General features: G+C 38.9%; 7 protein-coding genes. 2 read left to right on the top strand and 5 right to left on the bottom strand.

The window, feature by feature from the left end; genetic code table 11:
* The first annotated feature begins 13 nt into the window (after nucleotides 1-13).
* Nucleotides 14-925, top strand: a complete 912-nt coding sequence (locus tag ACHRV5_RS05875) for a bifunctional UDP-sugar hydrolase/5'-nucleotidase (RefSeq protein ID WP_047779276.1) — start codon at nucleotides 14-16, stop codon at nucleotides 923-925.
* Between the two features lie 39 nt (nucleotides 926-964).
* Nucleotides 965-1873: a hypothetical protein gene (locus ACHRV5_RS05870; protein ID WP_395426094.1), complete on the top strand. Its 909-nt coding sequence runs from the start codon at nucleotides 965-967 to the stop codon at nucleotides 1871-1873.
* A gap of 31 nt (nucleotides 1874-1904) precedes the next feature.
* On the opposite strand, the gene ACHRV5_RS05865 is transcribed toward ACHRV5_RS05870, so the two are convergent.
* The 5 genes from ACHRV5_RS05865 to ACHRV5_RS05845 form a co-directional block, all read right to left on the bottom strand.
* Nucleotides 1905-2591 carry a lysoplasmalogenase family protein gene (locus ACHRV5_RS05865; RefSeq protein ID WP_047779274.1) on the bottom strand — a complete coding sequence of 229 codons (687 nt, stop codon included), beginning with the start codon at nucleotides 2589-2591 and terminating at the stop codon, nucleotides 1905-1907.
* Nucleotides 2578-4584: an NAD-dependent DNA ligase LigA gene (ligA, locus tag ACHRV5_RS05860; protein WP_395426093.1), complete on the bottom strand. Its 2007-nt coding sequence runs from the start codon at nucleotides 4582-4584 to the stop codon at nucleotides 2578-2580. Before ligA ends, ACHRV5_RS05865 begins: the two co-directional genes overlap by 14 nt.
* A 246-nt stretch (nucleotides 4585-4830) precedes the next feature.
* Nucleotides 4831-6765, bottom strand: coding sequence for an OmpA family protein (locus ACHRV5_RS05855; protein ID WP_395426092.1), 1935 nt, complete (start codon nucleotides 6763-6765; stop codon nucleotides 4831-4833).
* Between the two features lie 11 nt (nucleotides 6766-6776).
* Entirely contained in the window at nucleotides 6777-7709 is a 933-nt protein-coding gene (locus ACHRV5_RS05850) for a type IX secretion system membrane protein PorP/SprF (RefSeq protein ID WP_047779272.1), read from the bottom strand.
* A 43-nt stretch (nucleotides 7710-7752) separates the two neighbouring features.
* A complete protein-coding gene (locus ACHRV5_RS05845) occupies nucleotides 7753-21786 on the bottom strand; it encodes a gliding motility-associated C-terminal domain-containing protein (protein ID WP_395426091.1) in 14034 nt (4677 codons plus the stop codon).
* Between the last annotated feature and the right edge of the window lie 205 nt (nucleotides 21787-21991).

Below are 21991 nucleotides of genomic sequence, written 5' to 3'. Positions count from 1 at the left end.
AAAAAATATACCAATGAAAAGAAGAGAATTTATCGAAAAAACGGCTGCCAGTACTGCTTTATTAAGCTTAGGTTTATCATTAAGCAGTTTTGAATCCAACGATATTAAACACTTAACTGTTTTACACACCAACGACGTGCACAGTCACATCGACCCTTTTCCGGCTGATGATCCGCGTAATGCAAATAAAGGTGGTGTATCTCGCAGAGCGGCTCTTATAGAAACCATTCGCAAAGAAAATCCAAATGTGCTTTTATTGGATGCCGGTGATATTTTTCAAGGAACTCCGTATTTTAATTACTATGGAGGTGAACTTGAATTTAAGCTGATGAGTATGATGAAATATGATGCCTCAACGATCGGAAATCATGATTTCGACAACGGACTTGATGGTTTACATGCTCAAATGCCTCATGCCAGTTTTGATTTTATTTGTTCTAATTACGATTTTAAAAACACCGTTATGAACGGGCTTATAAAACCGTATAAAATTTTTCACAAAAACGGAATCAAAGTAGGTGTTTTTGGTGTTGGAATTGAGCTTGCCGGTTTAGTTGACAAACAAATGTACCAAGAGACCATCTATAACAATCCTGTCGAAATTGCTCAGGATATGACTCAATTATTAAAAAAAGAAGAAAAATGTGATTTGGTAATCTGCCTTTCTCACTTGGGTTACGAATATAAAAATGATCCCTCAAGAATCTGCGATTTAAAACTGGCGCAATTAACTCAGGATATTGATTTAATTATTGGCGGACATACGCATACTTTTCTGGACAAACCGACTGTTGTAAAAAACAAAATCGGAACAGAAGTATTGGTAAATCAAGTTGGTTGTTACGGAATTAACTTAGGCCGAATTGATTTCTACTTTGACAAAGACAAAGCACACAGCAATCAAGGAAGGTCTATTATTGTGTAATTACCTTTTATTTGATTCCTAAAATACAAAGACTAAGACATGATCGTAAACAGGCATTCTAAAATTGGATTGTTTGGAAATAGAAAACCAAATAATACAAAAGGACTTTTTTTATTTGATTTTAATACTCAGGAAAAAAAATACTTAACTGATTTTCCGGAATGGGAGCCCCAAAACATCTCAATTGACGGAAAAAGGATTGCCATTACCAGAACTTCGTCAAACACCAGAGCTTACAGAACGGATTTAGTAATTACAGATCATGAAAATGAAACTGTATTACTAAATACCGACAATTATTGTATTTATGACGTTGAGTTTAATGCTAAAGGAAATAAAATTATAATCGTCGCAAGCAAAAAGAAACCCTTTTGTTATGATTTGTCACTCCAGCAAATCACCGCCGAATTACCCAAACAAATAAGAACCTATAAAGGAGATCTAGATCCTGAAAATGATACTTTTCTTGCGCCTTGTGAGAATACTAAAGATACTTGTTATTTATTCAATTTTGCTACCGGTAAGACTGAATCGATTAAATTTGGTACCAAAGCAATGATAGGCCGAATAAAATTTTCGGTCGATTTCACTTTTATCTATCTGATCACCGAAACAAATGTTTTGTATTGCTTTGATCGCGATTACAAAATAAAGTGGTATAAAGACTTTAACTACTTAGGAAAAGATGGCGGAAGAATAAACTCTTCTGATATATTTCAAACAGAAAATGGACAACTTTTAGCCCTTTACGCTTCTTCTACTGAATCCAATAGTTGGGGAGCAGAATATGTGGTGGATGCTACCAATGGAGAAATTGTAAACCAAATTGAAGCGTATCAATTTCGTGGTGGGTTCTCAAGTGATTTTTTCGAAAATAAGGTGTTGCTTTACACCCACAACACAATTGATTTAATTACCGGTAAAGTATCTGAAAATCCTGTCATCTAAAGTTAAACGAAATTTTGTCTACCCAAAAAATTTATCTGATTTTCTTTTGAATTTTAATCTTTTCCAGAAAATATTCTACCATAAAATAGTACGCCATAATTTGGGTGGCATCCCGGATTATCACTAAAACAATGGAATGCGAAAAACTTTGATTGAATACGTAAAACACATCGGAGAACATAAAACTAATCGTCATTAATGACATTAGCAAGGCGATATGGGTTCCTTTTGTGATATAACTTGCAAACGAAAAATAGCTCACAAACCCCAAAACAACGCCATAAATAGTATACAGAATAATAAACTTCTTCATGTTATAAAACTGTAGGTTTAGTATAGAAACCAACAGATAAACCAGAAATATAACAATTATACCGATTGGCAAAACATCTTTTCTGGTTAGTTTCAATTTTTCGTGTTCCCGTACAAAAATCATTAAAAGCAAGATATAAACAATCAAAAAGCTCAGTACACCACCAATTTCAGAAGCTTCAATCGCCATGATTTCGAAGACCTGGCCTATAAAACAGAATAGAAAAATTAAACTTTCTATCTTACCGATTCTAAAATCACTGCTAATCAGAAAATAAATAAAAATAGCCGGCAGAACGATTGATTTCGTATAGATTACCAAGAAATCCTGTTCCATACAATCAAAAATGATCGTAAAGAGTAAGGCTAGAAAAAACAAAATCAAAGACGGTTTATTCGCTTTCATTTAATTTGTTTATAAAATCTTCTTCGGACAATATTGGAATATTTAACTTATTCGCTTTTTCTAATTTGGCTGGTCCCATATTATCTCCTGCCACCACAAAATCTGTTTTGGCAGAGATCGAACTTCCTACTTTTCCTCCGTTATCCTCGATCGCTTTCTTTAATTCATCGCGCGAAAATTGAGTAAAAACACCTGATACCACAAATGTTTTTCCTGCGAATTTATCAGTAGCGTTCGGATTTACTTTTTCAACAATTTCAAATTGAACGCCTTTATTTTTCAAGCGCTCAATTATACTTTGATTTTCCTCATTCTCAAAAAACTCAATAACACTTTTTGCAATTCTTTCGCCAATTTCATCCACCAAAATCAAATCCATTAAAGAAGCTTGGGCTAATGCGTCGATATTCTTGTAATGTTTGGCCAGTTTTTTTGCTACTGTCTCTCCGACAAAACGAATTCCTAAAGCAAACAAGACACTCTCGAACGGGATCTCTTTTGATTTTTGAACTCCATTTACCAGATTCTCAGCCGATTTTTGCGCCATTCTTTCCAAAGGCAAGATTTGCTCCACGGTCAATTCATACAAATCGGCATAATTATGTACCAATCCGTTATTAAAAAGCAAAGCAACCGTTTCACCTCCAAGACCTTCAATATCCATTGCTTTTCTTGAAATATAATGCTGAATACGTCCGATAATCTGCGGCGGACATCCATAAAAATTAGGGCAGTAGTGATTGGCTTCCCCTTCGTTTCTGACCAACTCGGTCTGACATTCCGGACAGTGTGTTATATAGTGTGTTATTTCCGAATTCTCGGGACGTTTTTCTAAATCTACAGCAATGATTTTAGGAATAATTTCTCCTCCTTTTTCAACAAAAACCGTATCGTTAATTCTAATATCTAATTTCTCAATCTGATCTGCATTATGCAAAGAAGCTCTTTTTACAACGGTTCCTGCCAATTGAACAGGTTCTAAGTTTGCCACGGGTGTAATTGCTCCTGTACGCCCTACCTGATAGGAGATTGAATTTAATTTCGTTGAAACTTGTTCTGATTTGAATTTATAAGCAATCGCCCATCGCGGTGATTTTGCTGTATAACCTAATTCTTCCTGATGCTGAATGCTGTTTACTTTTATTACTACACCATCCGTTTCATAAGGCAGTTCGTGACGATGAACGTCCCAATAATCAATAAAATCAAAAACTTCTTGCAGATTATGAACTAATTTGGCTTCATTTGGCACTTTAAAGCCCCATTTTCGGGCTGATTCCAATCCATCATACTGAGAGGAAAAAGGCAGATTATTACCGGTTACAAAATACAATAGGCATTCTAACGGACGTTTGGCAACCTCAGCACTATCCTGCAATTTTAAACTTCCCGAAGCTGTATTTCTTGGGTTGGAATAAGGTGTTTCACCAATTTCGATTAATTCTTGGTTCATTTTTTCAAAACCGGCATAAGGAAGTATAATTTCTCCACGGATATCAAATCGATCCGGGTAATTTCCTTTTAGCTGTAACGGAATTGATTTTATGGTTTTAATATTGTTCGTTACATCATCTCCCTGAAAACCATCACCACGTGTTAAAGCCTGAGTCAATTTTCCATTTTCGTACGTAATGCTTATTGAAGCACCATCATACTTTAGTTCGCAGGTATATTGCAAATCAACATTACCCAGTACTTTTTGGATTCGGTTTTGCCAATCTTCCAAATCGTCTTTGGAGTAGGAATTGTCCAGAGAATACATTCGGTATTGATGTGCAATTGTTTTAAAATTCTTGGTAACTGTACCTCCTACTCGCTGCGTTGGTGAATTTTCGTCAAAAAACTCCGGATTCTTATTTTCTAAGTCCTGAAGCTCTTTTAATTTGATGTCAAATTCATAATCCGAAATTGTAGCATTATCAAGTACATAATAATTGTAATTGTGCTGATTAAGTTCGTTTCGTAACGTTTGAATGGTCTCTTGAATACTCATAAAATACTAAAATGATACAGATTGGAATGTTGTTTAATTGTACCTCAAAATTAGGATTATTTTTATTGAAAAACATCAAAAAATGAAAGTTTTAAATAACCAAAAATCAGGTTGTAAATTCATACAACCTGATTTCCTTCATGTCCATCATTCTTAAAAAAAGAATTAATAAAAACCAACTTCCAATGGTATCTTCGTGTTGCACTTTTAAGCTTCTGATCAAACCACCAGAGCCGGAATACAAAACTATTTCTGGATAATGATAAAGTCAGAACGTCTGTTTAATAAATGCTCTGCTTCTGAACATTTTACACCATTTTTACATTTGTTAATTAGTCTGCTTTCCCCATACCCTATTGCACTTTCTATTCTGGAAGCATCAATCCCCTGAGAAACAATATAATCACGGGTTGATTTGGCTCTTTTATCTGAAAGCACCATATTATAAGCATCTTTTCCGCGAGAATCGGTATGAGATTCTATCTTGATTCGGATGTTTGGAAATTTTTGCATGATAAAAACAACCTTAGTTAGCTCTTCGATAGCCAGAGGTGTAATATCGTACTTATCATAATCAAAATAAATTGGTTTTACGTCTACTTTTTCAACTCCTTTTTTCTTTACAACTAAGTCATCGTAATTACTAAGTTCAAAATTGACATCTTTGATTTCGCCTCCATTTACCTTGGTAGTTTCTACTGTTTTTTCATCACTACTGTAGTTCATTTTTGCCGCAATCATTTTAATCACTTTTCCACAAGGAACTTCTATTGCATATTTGCCCTCATAGTTGGTTTTTGTTTCGCCCAGAACTTCGCTATAGGAATTGTAAGCCATAATTACAACGTCTTCCAGTGGCAATTTGGTTTTTCTGTCAACTGCCATACCGGATATCGATTGATTGCAAATTGGTTTTCCTTTTTCAAAAGCGTAAATATCGTCGTCTCCTTTACCGCCGTCTCTGTTGGAAGAAATATAGCCCAATTCACCGGCCTTATCAATTATAAAAGAAAAATCATCTTTGTTGCTGTTTATTGGCGCTCCTAAATTTCGGGGTGTCGTAAAACTTCCATCAGACAACATTTTGCTTTCATAAATATCTAAATCTCCCCAGCCATAATGCCCGTCTGAAGAAAAATAAAGAACTCCGTTTCTGAAAAAAGGAAAAACTTCATTCCCAATTGTATTGATTTTTGGTCCTAAATTCACAGGAGAACTCATGGTTCCGTCGGCCGCAATTTTTACATAATACAAATCTGTTTCACCAAATCCGTTCGGCATGTCTGACGCAAAGAAGAGCAACTGCCCGTCATCACTTAAAGATGGGTGTCCAACGGAATACTCTTCACTGTCAAAAAACACTTTTTGCGGATTCTCGAGTTTATTATCTACTATTCTTCCTTCGATAATTTGAAAATTGTTGATTTTGTTTTCATCTACAACCAGTTTGTTTTTCTTTACAATATTTGTCGAATAGTAAATGGTTTTCCCGCTACTGTCAAAAGTAGCTGTCGCCTCATGGTATTTAGTCATTACGTTTGCCAGAAACACTGTTTCGTTAAACAAACTACCATCGGCAGGATTTCTGTCGGCCAAATACAAATTCAGGAAAGGCTGATTGTTCCAGGTGTATAACTTATCTCCGAATTTTGTTGTGTCTCGGGCAGAAGAGAATACAATTTTATCTACAAAATAAGTAGCTCCAAAATCAGATTTACTGGTGTTAATATCTAAATTTCTAATTTGATAAAGAGATTTCGTTTTAGCTAAACTATCCATTTGAGTTTTCTGAGCGACATAGCGATTGATCTCTTTTTGATCACCTTTTTTATTTAAATATTCTTTTGTGACCCTATCTGCCTCGTCATAATCCATAACTGCTTTCATAGATTGAATGTAACGCAGGTAGTAGATATCTGTTAAATTATTGCCTTGCACTTCGTATAACTTCCTGTACCATTTGAGTGCATTCCTTGAATCGGAATTGAAGTAATACGAATCAGCAGCGTTCTTTAACGTTTGTGCTGAAGGACTTTTTATGTTTTGCAAACACTCCTCATAGGCTTTTGAAGCATCTAAATAAGAAAAGTTTTTAAACAATGCGTCCGCTTTCTTTAAATTCGTTTGAGCAAAACTAACCGTAAAACTCACGAATAAACTTAGTATATACAATTTTTTCATAAGCTTCATTTTTAGAAGAATCTTGGGGATTTGATTTTACTTTGATTTTTAGTAAACTGGTAACGCAGAATGAATTCATGTGTACCATCGTTGTACTTATTTAACTGGCTGACCGTATAATCGAAAGCATATCCGAGGTAAAAACTTTTTGTTATTTGAAAACCTGCCAAGATACTAACGGAATCATCCGTTCTGTAGGCACCTCCAATTACAAATTTTTCCGCAATCATAAAATTCGCCGACACATCAGCAGTAAGTGGAGCTCCATTTACTGCTTTTACTAAAAATGCCGGTTTAAATTTTAAATTTGGACTTAAGTCAAATACATATCCTCCCATTAAATAATAATGCAAGCGATCATAATCTATTGATTCTTGTACATCATCATAATAATCATTCTGAATGAAGCTTGGAACTGAAAACCCAACATACCATTTGTCGGTGTAATAATAAATTCCCGCTCCAACTGCCAGTTTCATCTGGTTACTAATGTTTTGATTTAACAAAACATCGTTCTCATCATAAAATCTCCCTTTAGACCAATCTATATCCAACATTCTAAAACCTGCTTTCAAACCAAATGCTAATCTTTTTTCATAACCAAGTGGCAATGAATAAGAGAAGTTTCCATCCAAATACAATTCGCTTGAAGGACCAATTTTGTCGTTTACGACACTTAGTCCCAGACCAATTTTCTCATTGCGGAGTGGTGTGTGAGCAGAAAACGATTGTGTTTCCGGAGCACCGGAAATTCCAACCCATTGAGAACGATGCAAAAGTGTTGCTTCTAAAGTTCCGGTAGATCCGGCATAAGCCGGATTTATCGCCATAGTGTTGTACATGTATTGCGTGTACTGTGGATCCTGTTGTGCGCTGGCACAAAATGTAATAAAAGAACATATTAGAATGAAATACGTTTCTAATAATTTTATATATAGTTTCATAACGATACTTATTTAGTTAATTAATTAGATGATTAATAGAAGCTTATCTCATTATAGATAACCAGCCTTTTTTAATCGTTCCGTCTCCAGTGTCTATCACATAGAAATAAGTACCTGTTGGTAACATATCTCCTCTATTCACAACTCCGGAAACGTTCGCAGTTCCATCCCAAGTATTTTCATAATTTCTTTTACTGTATACTAATGCACCATATCTATTGAAGACTTTTAGTTCATTGTCCGGATAGGTTTGGATACAATCAATTCTGAAAAAATCATTTAGTCCATCGCTATTTGGCGTAAACTCGTTGTACACTGTTAAACAGGTCGGAGTAATTGTTGCTGTAGCGGTGTTATTGAGTAAATTAACATCCAGAGGCATTGAAACCACAATTTTTGCGACATCTAAATAATAATCCGCAGGTATTGCTGCTGCCATTTTGCCTTGTGGAGAACTACCCATTTTATTAGTGTTAACACTTAAAGGTGGTAATACCTCAGCTGTGATTTCCAGTTTTACGGTCTGACCTGAATTTAAAGTTGGTATACTCCACATTCCGGTAGAAGCCGTATATACACCTGAAGTCACAAATGCTCCGATAAAACGATAGCCGGCTGGTAAAAAGTTATTAACTTCTACATTAATAAAGTTCCCCATTCCTACGTTCCCTACTACTATAGTGAACATTACAGTATCTCCAAAATTTGCTGTAGGATTACTAACAACATTCGATATGGTTAAGTCTGAGCAGGTAGCTACTATTACATCTAATGATTTATAAGTATTATCATTACAGGTATTTAAATAGGCAACCTCAACTTTACCAGGACCGATATCGGACCATGAAACTGTTACTGAACCGTCTGATGCTCCTCCACCTGAAAGAATCGTTCCATTAGTAATAGACCATACGTAATTTGATTTTCCATTGGCAATTGAGTAGGTTACCCCGTCAAAAACACATGGCGTATCGTCACTAGCTGTGATCAGAACCAAATCATCATTAGAGAAATTAACTACAACTGCTAATCGTACAGCATTATTACAGCCATTAGTCATATTATCCTGTGCTGTAGCATAGTAGGTTCCTGCAACAAGAAGTGTTCCTGCCGGTAATACAGTTCCTCCAGTAGCTGAAGTATACCAGATTGCACCTGTTTCATTAACCTCGATATCTTCTATCGTTGGATTTGCAGATAAACAGAAAGTTTGTACTGGTTTTGAAGTTGTAATAATTCCTTGCGAATTTACATCTACGATCACTTCTAATCTATCCGGGTTTTCACAATTAACAGCACTTAAAACAGCACCGTAATAAGAACCGCTGGTCAAAGCTGTTGTCGATGGAATTATAGTTCCACCAGCAGGAGTGCTATACCAAACCACATTCGGTTCATTTACCTGAATACTGGCAACAGTCGGAGCATCAACAATACAGAAGTTTTGTGTAACTGAACCTGTAGTTGGTTTAGGACTAGGTTGTACTACTGTTACTCTAACCTGCAATCTCACTAAGCTTTCGCAGCCGTTTGTGGCATCATAAATAGCTCCATAATACGATTGTGTTGTTAAGAGCGTATTTGCTGGAATTGGTGTACCACCCGAAACGGTATAGAACCAAGCAACATTTGTTTCATTGACTACTATGTCTGCCACTGTAGCAGCAGCTGTAGAACAAAATACTTGTTGAGAGTTTGGTGTGGTCGGGTTATTTGGAGCTCCAACAGTAACTTGAACTTGTAATCTGTTAGCACTTGCGCAACCCGTTACCGGATCCAGAATAGCTCCATAGTAAGTACCTGTCGTCAAGAGTGTTGTTAGCGGAATTACTGTTCCACCAACAGCAGTACTATACCAAACTACATTAGCCTGATTGGTTTTGATACTCGCAAATGTCGGTAAGCTTAACAAACAGAAGTTCTGAACTCCTGCAGTTACCAATGTTGGCGTGCCCGGATCGGTTACGCTGATGGTAACCTGTAATCTTACCGCACTTTGACAACCTGTTGTTGCATCTAACAAAGTAGCATAATAAACACCACTGGTTAAAGCTGTTGCCGGAGCAATCGCTGTTCCGCCTGTTGCGGTACTGTACCAAACGACATTAGTCTGAGTGGTTTGAATACTCGCAAACGTTGGTGCATTTATCAGACAGAAGTTTTGAGTTCCTGCTGTTACTAATGTCGGTGTGCCCGGATCGGTTACACTAATAGTAACTTGTAATCTCACCGCACTTTGACAACCTGTAGTAGTATTTACCAAAGCAGCATAATAAACACCGCTGGTTAAAGCTGTTGCCGGAGCAATCGCTGTTCCTCCTGTTGCGGTACTGTACCAAACTACATTAGCCTGATTCGTTTGAATACTCGCAAACGTTGGTGCATTTATCAAACAGAAGTTTTGAGTTCCTGCATTTACTAGTGATGGTGTACCCGGATCGGTTACACTGATCGTAACTTGCAATCTCACCGCACTTTGACATCCTGTTGTTGCGTCTAATAAAGCAGCATAATAAGTACCGCTGGTTAAAGCTGTTGCCGGAGCAATCGCTGTTCCACCAGTTACAGTACTATACCAAACTACATTAGTCTGATTCGTTTGAATACTCGCAAACGTTGGTGCGTTTATCAAACAGAAGTCTTGTGTTGTATCTGTCGTTGTCGGTGTGCCCGGATCAGTTACACTAATGGTAACTTGCAATCTCACTGCACTTTGACAACCTGTAGTAGTATTTACCAAAGCAGCATAATAAACACCGCTGGTTAAAGCTGTTGCCGGAGCAATTGCTGTTCCACCTGTTGCAGCATTGTACCAAACCACATTAGCCTGAGTGGTTTGAATACTCGCAAACGTTGGTGCGTTTACCAAACAGAAGTTTTGAGTTCCTGCATTTACTAATGTCGGTGTGCCCGGATCGGTCACGCTGATAGTAACTTGTAATCTCACCGCACTTTGACAACCTGTAGTAGTATTTACCAAAGCAGCGTAATAAACACCACTCGTTAAAGCTGTAGTTGGAGCAATTGCTGTTCCTCCTGTTGCGGTACTGTACCAAACGACATTAGTCTGAGTGGTTTGAATACTCGCAAATGTCGGTGCATTTACTAAACAGAAGTTTTGAGTGCCCGCATTTACTAATGTCGGTGTGCCCGGATCGGTTACACTAATGGTAACTTGTAATCTTACGGCACTTTGACAACCTGTAGTTGCGTCTAACAAAGCAGCGTAATAAACACCGCTCGTTAAAGCTGTTGCCGGAGCAATCGCTGTTCCGCCAGTTGCAGTACTATACCAAACTACATTAGCCTGATTCGTTTGAATACTCGCAAAAGTTGGCGCATCTATCAAACAGAAATCTTGTGTTGTATCTGTCGTTGTCGGTGTGCCCGGATCGGTTACACTAATAGTAACTTGTAATCTCACCGCACTTTGACAACCTGTAGTAGTATTTACCAAAGCAGCATAATAAACACCGCTGGTTAAAGCTGTTGCAGGAGCTATTGCTGTTCCACCTGTTGCAACACTGTACCAAACTACATTAGCCTGATTCGTTTGAATACTCGCAAATGTTGGTGCATTTATCAAACAGAAGTTTTGAGTGCCCGCATTTACTAATGTTGGTGTGCCCGGATCGGTTACACTAATAGTAACTTGTAATCTCACAGCACTTTGACAACCCGTTGTGGCATCTAATAAAGCAGCATAATAAACACCACTTGTTAGAGCTGTTGTCGGAGCAATGGCCGTTCCGCCTGTTGCAGCACTGTACCAAACGACATTAGTCTGAGTAGTTTGAATGCTTGCAAACGTTGGTGCATTTATCAAACAGAAGTTTTGCGTTCCTGCAGTTACTAATGTCGGTGTGCCCGGATCAGTTACACTAATGGCAACTTGTAATCTCACGGCGCTTTGACAACCTGTAGTTGCATCTAACAAAGCAGCATAATAAGTACCGCTTGTTAAAGCTGTTGCCGGAGCGATAGCTGTACCTCCCGTTGCCACACTGTACCAAACGACATTCGTTTCATTCGTTTGAATGCTGGCAAAAGTTGGCGCATTTACCAAACAGAAGTCTTGTGTTGCATCTGTTGTTGTTGGTGTACCCGGATCAGTTACACTAATAGCAACTTGTAATCTTACGGTACTTTGACAACCTGTTATCGCATTTAGCAGAGCAGCATAATAAGTACCGCTGGTTAAAGCTGTAGTTGGTGCAATAGCTGTTCCTCCTGTTGCAACACTGTACCACACTACATTAGTCTGATTCGTTTGAATACTTGCGAATGTAGGTGCATTTACCAAACAGAAATCTTGTGTTGTATCTGTTGTAGTTGGTGTACCCGGATTTGTTACACTAATGATAACCTGCAACCTTACTTTACTTTGACAACCTGTTGTAGCGTCTAACAAAGCTGCATAATAAACTCCGCTCGTTAAAGCTGTAGTTGGTGCAATGGCTGTTCCTCCTGTTGCAACACTGTACCAAACGACATTAGTCTCATTCGTTTGAATACTGGCGAATGTTGGTGCATTTATCAAACAGAAATCTTGTGTAGTATCTGTCGTAGTCGGTGTGCCCGGATCGGTTACACTTATAGTTACTTGTAATCTCACGGCACTTTGACAACCCGTTGTAGCATCTAACAAAGCAGCATAATAAGTACCGCTCGTTAAAGCTGTTGCCGGAGCAATAGCAGTTCCGCCTGTTGCAGCGCTGTACCAAACGACATTAGCCTGAGTAGTTTGAATACTGGCAAACGTTGGCGCATTTATCAAACAGAAGTTTTGAGTTCCTGCAGTTACTAATGTTGGTGTGCCCGGATCGGTTACACTAATAGTAACTTGTAATCTCACAGCACTTTGACATCCTGTAGTAGCATTTAGTAAAGCTGCGTAGTAAACGCCGCTGGTTAAAGATGTTGTTGGCGCAATGGCTGTTCCTCCTGTTGCAACGCTGTACCAAATAACATTAGCCTGATTCGTTTGAATACTCGCGAATGTTGGTGCATTTGCCAAACAGAAATCTTGTGTAGCATCTGTAGTCGTCGGTGTGCCCGGATCGGTTACACTGATGGTAACCTGTAATCTTACGGCACTTTGACAACCTGTAACCGGATCTACAATACCTCCATAGAAAATTCCACTGGTCAGTGCAGCTGTTGGAGCAAAAGCAGTTCCTCCACTTGTCGCATTGTACCAAACCACATTTGGCTCGTTTACCTGAATACTTGCGAATGTTGGTGCATTTACCAAACAGAAATCTTGTGTGGCATCTGTAGTAGTTGGTGTACCCGGATCGGTTACACTTATAGTAACTCGTAATCTTTCGTTACTTTGACAACCTGTGGTAGCGTCTAACAAAGCAGCATAATAAACACCACTGGTTAAAGCTGTTGTTGGTGCAATAGCGGCTCCACCTGTTACAACACTATACCAAACGACATTAGCCTGATTCGTTTGTATACTCGCAAACGTTGGTGCATTTGCCAAACAGAAATCTTGTGTTGTATCTGTAGTAGTCGGTGTACCCGGATCTGTTACGCTAATGGTAACTTGTAATCTCACAGCACTTTGACAACCCGTTGTAGCATCTAATAAAGCAGCATAATAAGTACCACTCGTTAAGGCTGTAGCCGGAGCTATAGCTATACCACCCGTTGCAACACTGTACCAAACGACATTAGCCTGAGTGGTTTGAATGCTTGCAAACGTTGGTGCATTAACTAAACAGAAGTTTTGAGTTCCTGCAGTTACTAATGTCGGAGTGCCCGGATCGGTTACACTAATGGCAACTTGTAATCTCACAGCACTTTGACATCCTGTTGTAGCGTCTAGCAAAGCAGCATAATAAGTACCACTGGTTAAAGCTGTAGTCGGAGCTATTACTGTTCCGCCTGTTGCCACACTGTACCAAACCACATTGGCCTGATTGGTTTGTATGCTCGCAAATGTTGGTGCGTTTACCAAACAGAAATCCTGTGTAGTATCGGTTGTAGTTGGTGTTCCCGGATCGGTTACACTTATAGTAACTCGCAATCTTTCGTTACTTTGACAACCTGTGGTAGCGTCTAACAAAGCAGCGTAATAAACACCACTGGTTAAAGCTGTTGTTGGTGCAATAGCGGTTCCTCCTGTTACAACACTGTACCAAATTACATTAGGCTGATTGGTTTGTATACTTGCAAAGGTTGGCGCATTTACCAAACAGAAATCTTGTGTAGTATCTGTAGTAGTCGGTGTGCCCGGATCGGTTACACTAATAGTAACTCGCAATCTTTCGTTACTTTGGCAACCTGTGGTAGCATCTAACAAAGCGGCATAATAAACGCCACTGGTTAAAGCTGTTGTTGGTGCTATGGCAGTTCCACCTGTTACTACACTATACCAAACGACATTAGGCTGATTCGTTTGTATACTCGCAAAGGTTGGCGCATTTACCAAACAGAAATCTTGTGTAGTATCTGTTGTAGTTGGTGTACCCGGATCGGTTACGCTAATAGTAACTCGCAATCTTTCGTTGCTTTGACAACCTGTGGTAGCATCCAACAAGGCAGCATAATAAACCCCACTGGTTAAAGCTGTTGTTGGTGCAATGGCTGTTCCGCCTGTTACAACACTGTACCAAACGACATTAGCCTGATTCGTTTGTATACTTGCAAACGTTGGCGCATTTATTAAACAAAAATCTTGTGTAGTATCTGTAGTGGTTGGTGTACCCGGATCGGTTACACTGATCGTAACTAATAATCTCACATTACTTTGACAACCCGTTGTAGCGTCTAACAAGGCAGCATAATAAGTACCGCTCGTTAAAGCTGTTGTTGGTGCAATCGCTACTCCTCCAGTTGCTACACTATACCAAACGACATTAGGCTGATTGGTTTGTATACTTGCAAAGGTTGGCGCATTTACCAAACAGAAATCTTGTGTAGTATCTGTAGTAGTCGGTGTACCAGGATCGGTTACACTGATCGTAACTAATAATCTCACATTACTTTGACAACCTGTTGTAGCGTCTAACAAGGCAGCATAATAAGTACCGCTCGTTAAAGCTGTTGTTGGTGCAATCGCTACTCCTCCTGTTGCAACGCTGTACCAAACGACATTAGCCTGATTCGTTTGAATGCTGGCAAACGTTGGTGCATTAACTAAACAAAAATCTTGTGTAGTATCTGTTGTAGTTGGTGTGCCCGGATCGGTTACGCTAATAGTAACTCGCAATCTTTCGTTGCTTTGACAACCTGTGGTAGCGTCTAACAAAGCAGCGTAATAAACACCAGTGGTTAAAGCCGTTGTAGGCGCAATAGCTGTTCCTCCTGTTACAACACTGTACCAAACTACATTAGCCTGATTCGTTTGAATACTGGCAAAAGTCGGTGCATTTACTAAACAGAAATCTTGTGTAGTATCGGTTGTAGTTGGTGTACCCGGATCGGTTACACTGATCGTAACTAATAATCTCACATTACTTTGACAACCTGTTGTAGCGTCTAGCAAAGCAGCATAATAGGTACCACTCGTTAAAGCTGTTGTTGGTGCTATAGCAGTTCCTCCAGTTGCAACGCTGTACCAAACCACATTAGGCTGATTGGTTTGTATACTCGCAAAGGTTGGCGCATTTACCAAACAGAAATCTTGTGTAGTATCTGTTGTAGTCGGTGTGCCCGGATCGGTTACACTGATGGTAACTTGTAATCTCACATTACTTTGACAACCTGTTGTAGCGTCTAACAAGGCAGCAAAATAAATACCGCTCGTTAAAGCTGTTGTTGGTGCAATCGCTACTCCTCCTGTTGCAACGCTGTACCAAACGACATTAGCTTGATTCGTTTGAATACTCGCAAAGGTTGGTGCATTTACCAAACAGAAATCTTGTGTAGTATCGGTTGTAGTTGGTGTGCCCGGATCGGTTACACTGATAGTTACCTGCAAACGAACAGAACTCTCACAGCTGTTTAAAAGGTCTAAAACAGCACCATAATAAACTCCGCTGGTCAATGCTGCTGTTGGCGCAAAAGCAGTTCCTCCCGTTGCTACATTATACCAAACTACATTACTTTCATTTACCTGAATACTCGCAAAAGTTGGAGCATTTATCAAACAGAAATCCTGAGTAGTATCGGTTGTAGTTGGTGTATTAGGATCAATTATAACTATTGTCGCTTCCTGAAGTGTGCCGGCAATATTTTCGCAGGTTCCATCACTGGAAACGGCCACATAATATATAATTGGACTCAAGGCTTTTGTTAAGCCAGTTGCTGTTAAAACACCTGTGCCGCTTATTGCATAAGTAACTCCTCCAATAACAGCTCCATTTGTTATAGGCTGCGTTTTATTCGCATCCAAATACCACGTAAATAATGCATTTGTTAAGGTAGGTGCGGTTGGTGTCAAGGATGCCGGTACGTTATGACATATAGATGTACCATCAACCAGAATATCGGTCTTGATAGAAGGAGGAAGTATTGTAAATGTAATCTGTTTTCTATCTATCGCCGCGGTTTCACATAATTCATCTGAACTAACCCCTACATAATAAGTATAGGTTCCCGGTGTTAAACCGTTTACAATTAATTGGGCAGTTGTTTCTCCCGCAATTAACTGACTTGTTGTTCCATCAAAACTATACCAATAATATATCGGATTTGTTAGTACCGGAGTACCACTTAAGCCAGTTGCTAAAGTTACGGTTCCAGATGGAGAACAAATAGAAGTAACTGCTCCTCCGTTTAAAGTAATATTTGTTAAAGCATTTACCGGGCTTGAAGCTCTAACCTCAACGGTTACTTCTCCTCTTGTAAAAGCTTCACAGTTGTATCTTACCGGTTGTATATAATATTTGTAAATTCCTGCCGCCAAGGTAGTCGGAATAGTATAAGAAATACCGGTTGCCACAACATTACCTCCTGTTGGTGCATCATACCATTTATAAGTTGAACAAGCTACTTCGGGTATCTGGAGCGTGACCGCCGTTCCCGGACAGACCGTGACCTTATTGTTTATATCACCCCCTACTACTTTCGTATTGGCTACTCGGTCAACGGTATGAACTCTTAGATTATCCAATACTCCCGCAACACCACCAAAACGAATTCTAACTCTGTCATAAGGTTCCGGTTGCGAATTCACTAAAACGATAGCCATTGAATCACCCGCTAACAATTTCAAACTTAACAAGGTGCTTGTATTATCTATCGGAGCTCCAACCGCAACATCACCTAAATAACGTTGAATCGTAAATCCGGTAAGTAAATTAATTGCCAAAATAGTTCCCGGTTTTGAGATTACTATTCTTAAAGTATCACTTACTATTGAGGGAGTTTTAAATGCTACAGTTAAATCAGCCGCAGCAAGTGCCCCAACACCGCTGTACATAGTAGCAAAAGTACTGATATCGTTATCTGCTACATTCCATGCATCGCTAACACCCACTGTAGCAGTCAAAGCTCCTACTCCTAAATCTACTGCTCCGTAATAAATATCCTGAATATCTCCAGGAGTACATGCTACAGTAGAAACTGATCTTGTATAATAAGCATCATATACTTTTGTGCTTTGTGCTACACTTACAAGTGATGCCATTTGAATTTTTATTCCATCATAATCTTGTGGTCCGGTACCATCACTTGGAACAAAAGTAAACTCGAAAGCACTGTCTCCTGACAATAGGTTCAACAATGATCCTGAAACCGTTTGAAAAGTTCCTATGTTTACTCCATTTTTAGTTCCGATCACAGATAGGTTTTGTCCTAAGGCCAAAAGACTTAATTCAGTTCCCAACTTAACCGTTACCGGAGTTCCTTTTACAATATTGGCCGGCCATTTCAAATCTTGCCAGGTAGTCCCAACTCCTAAAAGTCCAATTCCGGTTGTAATGGTAGAGTACGTTTTAGTACTTCCGTCAACGGCATTACCCGGATTTGATACTCCTCCCGTTATATTAAACCCAAAGGTTTGTGTAGTAGCATAAACTCGTTCTGTTAATGATTGACAACTATTCAGATCAATAACATTAATAGAAACAGTTCCGGTTCTTGTACAATTAGCATTACTTGCTACTACTGTATAAGTATAAATTCCAGGAGTGTTTAATACACCAGTTTCAAAGGCTGGTCCTACTAAAGCATTCCCTTGTGGATCAAACCATGCCAATGTTCCATCAGATACTGCGTTTAAAGCTACATTGCTTCCAGTATTCACAGATATCGAAGGCGTTACCACCAAAGTTGGTAAGGCATTGATCGTCACGGTTACCGTTTGTTTAGACGAAGGACAGGTAATTCCATTGCCCTGCGCCTGAATAGAGTAAACGCCGCTTGTGCTTACACTTGCTGCAGCGTCTGCAGTTATAATCGCATTTGACGGATCATAAAAAGTATAAGTTGTATTTCCTGAAGTATCGAAACCAACTATTGCATCTTTCAAATTAACGCTTCCACATCCTTGTAGTGGAACTGCTATTAAAGTTAAAGCTGTCGTTGTTGGATAGGTAACGGTTACTTCTTTTAAATTTCCTGCTTCATTTTCGCAATTGGTTGCATTCACAACGGAAATAAAATAAGAGTAAGGAGATGCTCCAGCTGTTAACCCACTAACAGTCAAAGCATAGGTAGTTGGATTTATTGCATAAGTTTCACCTGATCCACCGGTACCCGCGTCTAAAATTGGAATAGTCTTAGCCTGGTCTCCATAATATTTAAATTGTGCTCCCACCAAAGCTGATGTCGGAGAAAGTGTAACTACTCCGGCACAAGAAGCTTCAACAGGACTTGCAATTGTAATATTTGCAGCTGTTGCAAATGGAGATACGGTCACTGTAATTGGTTCACGAACGGTATTGATACAACCACCACGGGTTGCTTCCAGATAATACGTTGTTGACGCTGTTAAGGAAGGTGTAGTATAACTTGCTAAAGCAGAAAGCTCTATACCTCCGGTTGCGGAGTCAAACCATTTAAATGTTTCTCCTATTGCAGTTGTACTGGCATTCAAAGTAGCCGTTTGTCCACTACATATAGGTGAAGAAGCTCCTGTAACAGTTGCATTTTTATATCTAAATGATGCATCATAAATATTCAGACTGGTCAGAACAGTAGCAAGTCCGTTTAATTGAACACGAACACTGGTAAAGGCCCCACCAGCTGTAAAACTAGCTTTAAAACGATTTCCTCCTAATAGTTGGATATCTACAAGTGAACTAATAGAAATCTGATCACTATTAGGAACACCTGAATTAAAACTTTGTAAAGTGATATTGGAAAGAAGACTAATATCAAGAAGTCCGGTAGGAATTCCCAATTCAACATCTATAATATCACCTGATTGACCAGAAGTAGTGAACGTTAATGTTTGCTCAATATGATCTCCTAATAATCCTAAAGGAATGTTAAGTGTTGAAGCTGTTGTTACATCCCCATCAGCAGCATTTCCATCATTATTTGAGCTACATAATAAACATATTGTCGTTCCTCCTTTAGTAACAACCTCCGAATTGGCTTGCAGACAAGAACTAATTGAAGCACTTACTACAACATTAATAGGTGTTCTTACACTACTTATACAGCTAGAAAGAAGACCTCTCGCTGTAACATAATAAGTTGTATTTGCTGTTAGCACTGGTGTTACATAAGTGCTTGTGGCAGTAGCTAATAATGTCCCGCCAACAGCTGCGTCATACCAATCAAATTCAACATTCGGTTCAGGACTTGATACTTGCAAACTAACACTTTGTCCGGACTGAATGATCACATTAGACGATGCCGCAATTGGAGCAGCCGGTAATGGATTAACAGTAACGTCGACTTGCGTTCTTAAAGCGCTTATACAACTGTTAATTCCCGCTTCGATATAATAACTGGTGTTTGCTGTTAAATTTGGTGTTACGAAAGAAGTTCCCGTAAACAACAAAGTTCCGGCAGCCGCCGCATCATACCATTTATAAATTGTACCAAGCACCGGAGATTGAATGGTTATAGTCGAAGTCTGTCCGCTACAAATACTTGCAGGAACAGCAGCCACTATTGGTGCCAGCGGATTATCAATCAATACTTGTACCGCCGAGCGCTCACTATTTACACAGCCATTTCTGGTGATCTGTATATAATTAGTTACCGCCGAGGTCAAAGCCGGAGTAGTATAGGATGCTGTACTGGCTAATAAATTTCCTCCTGTTAAAGCATCAAACCAAGCAATTGTTTCACCAACAGCAAGACCTGCCGTTAATGTTGTGGTTTGTCCACTACAAATTGTTGTATTTCCGGTAACAGTAGGTACTTTATATCGGTAAGCAGCCTGATAAATATTCACACTGGTTAAAAGAGTAGCCAAACCACCTAATCGAACTTCGACACGGTCAAAATTAGCTCCTGCAGTTACACTGGCTCTAAATTTATTTCCTCCTAATAATTGTATACTTACTATATTATTAATTGAAACTCTATCGTTATTAAAAGTCGCTCCATTATAAGTAGCCAAACTAATATAATTCAATAAAGACAAATCAAGAAGACCAGAAGGTAATTCTAAATCAACATCTACAATATCTCCTGTTTTACCCGGATTATTAAATTGAAGCGTTTGTTGAACCCATCCGTTTACTAAACCAACAGGAACCGTTAGCTGTGCTGCTGTTGTAGCACTACCATCTACCGAATTGTTAGGATTTGTTGAAGTACATAATAAACAAAGTCCATTTAAAGTAGTCACCTGACTATTTGCCTGCAGACAACTTCCCGGTGGGGTACTTATAACGGTTACTAATACAGGTACTCTGGTACTGCTCACACAACCACCTGTAGCACTTTGTGCCTCTGCGTAATACGTTTTAGTGGCTGTTAATACCGGAGTAGTAAAAGTTGGAGAATTACTAGCCAGAACGGTTCCTCCGGTGGCTACATCATACCAATTTATAGTTACTCCCGGTTCTGAACTTGTTGCGCTTAATATCGCGTTTTGTCCTGATTGTATTGTTACACTTTGTGTTAAAACTGTAGGAAGCGCAGGGACTGCTGTTGACACCACATCAACTTGAGTTCGTGTTGAACTTAAACAAGAGCCTATAACTGCTTCTACATAAAAACTAGTAGTGCCCACCGAAACGGTTGGGCTATAGCTGCTTCCTGAAGCTAAAAGTGTTCCAGCACTTGCTGCAGTATACCAATTATAAGTAGTTCCTAAAATTGGATTTATGACCGATAAGGTGGTTTGCTGTGTACTGCCACTCGAACAAATTGCAGTTCCGGTTGTACTAATTACCGGTGCTACGGGATTCGAGACATTTACAACAACCGGTATCCTCTCATTACTTTCGCAACCTGCTGCCCTTGTAACTCCAATATAATAGGTTGTATTGGCCGTTAAAACTGGACTTGAAAAAGAGTTCCCTCCTATTAAAGCCGTTGTAGAAGTTGCCGAATCGTACCATGCCAAAGTAGTTCCCACTGAAGGAGCTGCCGTTAATGTAATAGAATTTCCAGAACAAACAGTCTGGCTTAAACCGCCTGTCACTGTTGGGTCTGCAAACTCTAAACGAACATCATAAATTCTTAAATTAACTAAGGCACTTAAAACACCTCCCAGCTGAATTTGAACCTGATTGGCATCACTTGTCAGCTTAAACTTTAATATTCCGGTTGTATTACCCGGAAGCAAACTTAAATTAAGCAAAGGACTATCCATTGCAACACTTGGTCCTGCATTAGTGCCATTTAACTTAGCCTGAATGGTACCCGTAGATAACAATCCTAAACTAAGTAAGCCACTGCCGTTACCAATGTAAAAGACAATTTCATCACCAGCTTTAGCTGTTTGGTTCAAGACCATTGTTTCCTGGACCGAACACAAAACCCCGACGACCGTATTCATAGTCGTAAAGGTGGTCAAACCGGGATCATTGTCGAAAGCCGCCGTAGGATTAGTTATACTTGAGCCAACACATATACCAGAAATACCATTCGTTTGTGATACTGGTCTACAGAATGTTTGCGCAAATGTTTTATTGCATAAAAACAATAAAAATAATAGTCCTAACAATCTCTTCATAAAATGGAGATCATAAAAAGTAAAATTTTTTTTCATAATTTGGAAGATTAGAAAATGGACAATAAAATACCTCTTGCGATAAGTACGTATACTTAGGCAATTCAAAAAAGCACTAATAATCAATTGATTAAAACAAAACCTAAAACCTTAAAAACTAAGGACTTAAAATCTATTTCTTAAAAAAAAATAATATTGTAATTTGGTTAAATTAAATATGCTGCCGAGCATTTCTTATTCAATG

It is taken from the genome of Flavobacterium sp. FlaQc-52 (genome assembly GCF_044007495.1).
Classification (GTDB): domain Bacteria; phylum Bacteroidota; class Bacteroidia; order Flavobacteriales; family Flavobacteriaceae; genus Flavobacterium; species Flavobacterium cupriresistens.
Note: the sequence above shows the minus strand (reverse complement) of the source record. Positions and strands in the feature narration are given on the sequence as shown.

Bases quoted from the DNA above. Each gene is read 5' to 3' on its own strand.
- ACHRV5_RS05855 (WP_395426092.1), bottom strand. From the start codon at position 6,765: ATGAAAAAATTGTATATACTAAGTTTATTCGTGAGTTTTACGGTTAGT.
- ligA (WP_395426093.1), bottom strand. From the start codon at position 4,584: ATGAGTATTCAAGAGACCATTCAAACGTTACGAAACGAACTTAATCAG.
- ACHRV5_RS05845 (WP_395426091.1), bottom strand. From the start codon at position 21,786: ATGAAAAAAAATTTTACTTTTTATGATCTCCATTTTATGAAGAGATTG.
- ACHRV5_RS05870 (WP_395426094.1), top strand. From the start codon at position 965: ATGATCGTAAACAGGCATTCTAAAATTGGATTGTTTGGAAATAGAAAA.
- ACHRV5_RS05850 (WP_047779272.1), bottom strand. From the start codon at position 7,709: ATGAAACTATATATAAAATTATTAGAAACGTATTTCATTCTAATATGT.
- ACHRV5_RS05865 (WP_047779274.1), bottom strand. From the start codon at position 2,591: ATGAAAGCGAATAAACCGTCTTTGATTTTGTTTTTTCTAGCCTTACTC.
- ACHRV5_RS05875 (WP_047779276.1), top strand. From the start codon at position 14: ATGAAAAGAAGAGAATTTATCGAAAAAACGGCTGCCAGTACTGCTTTA.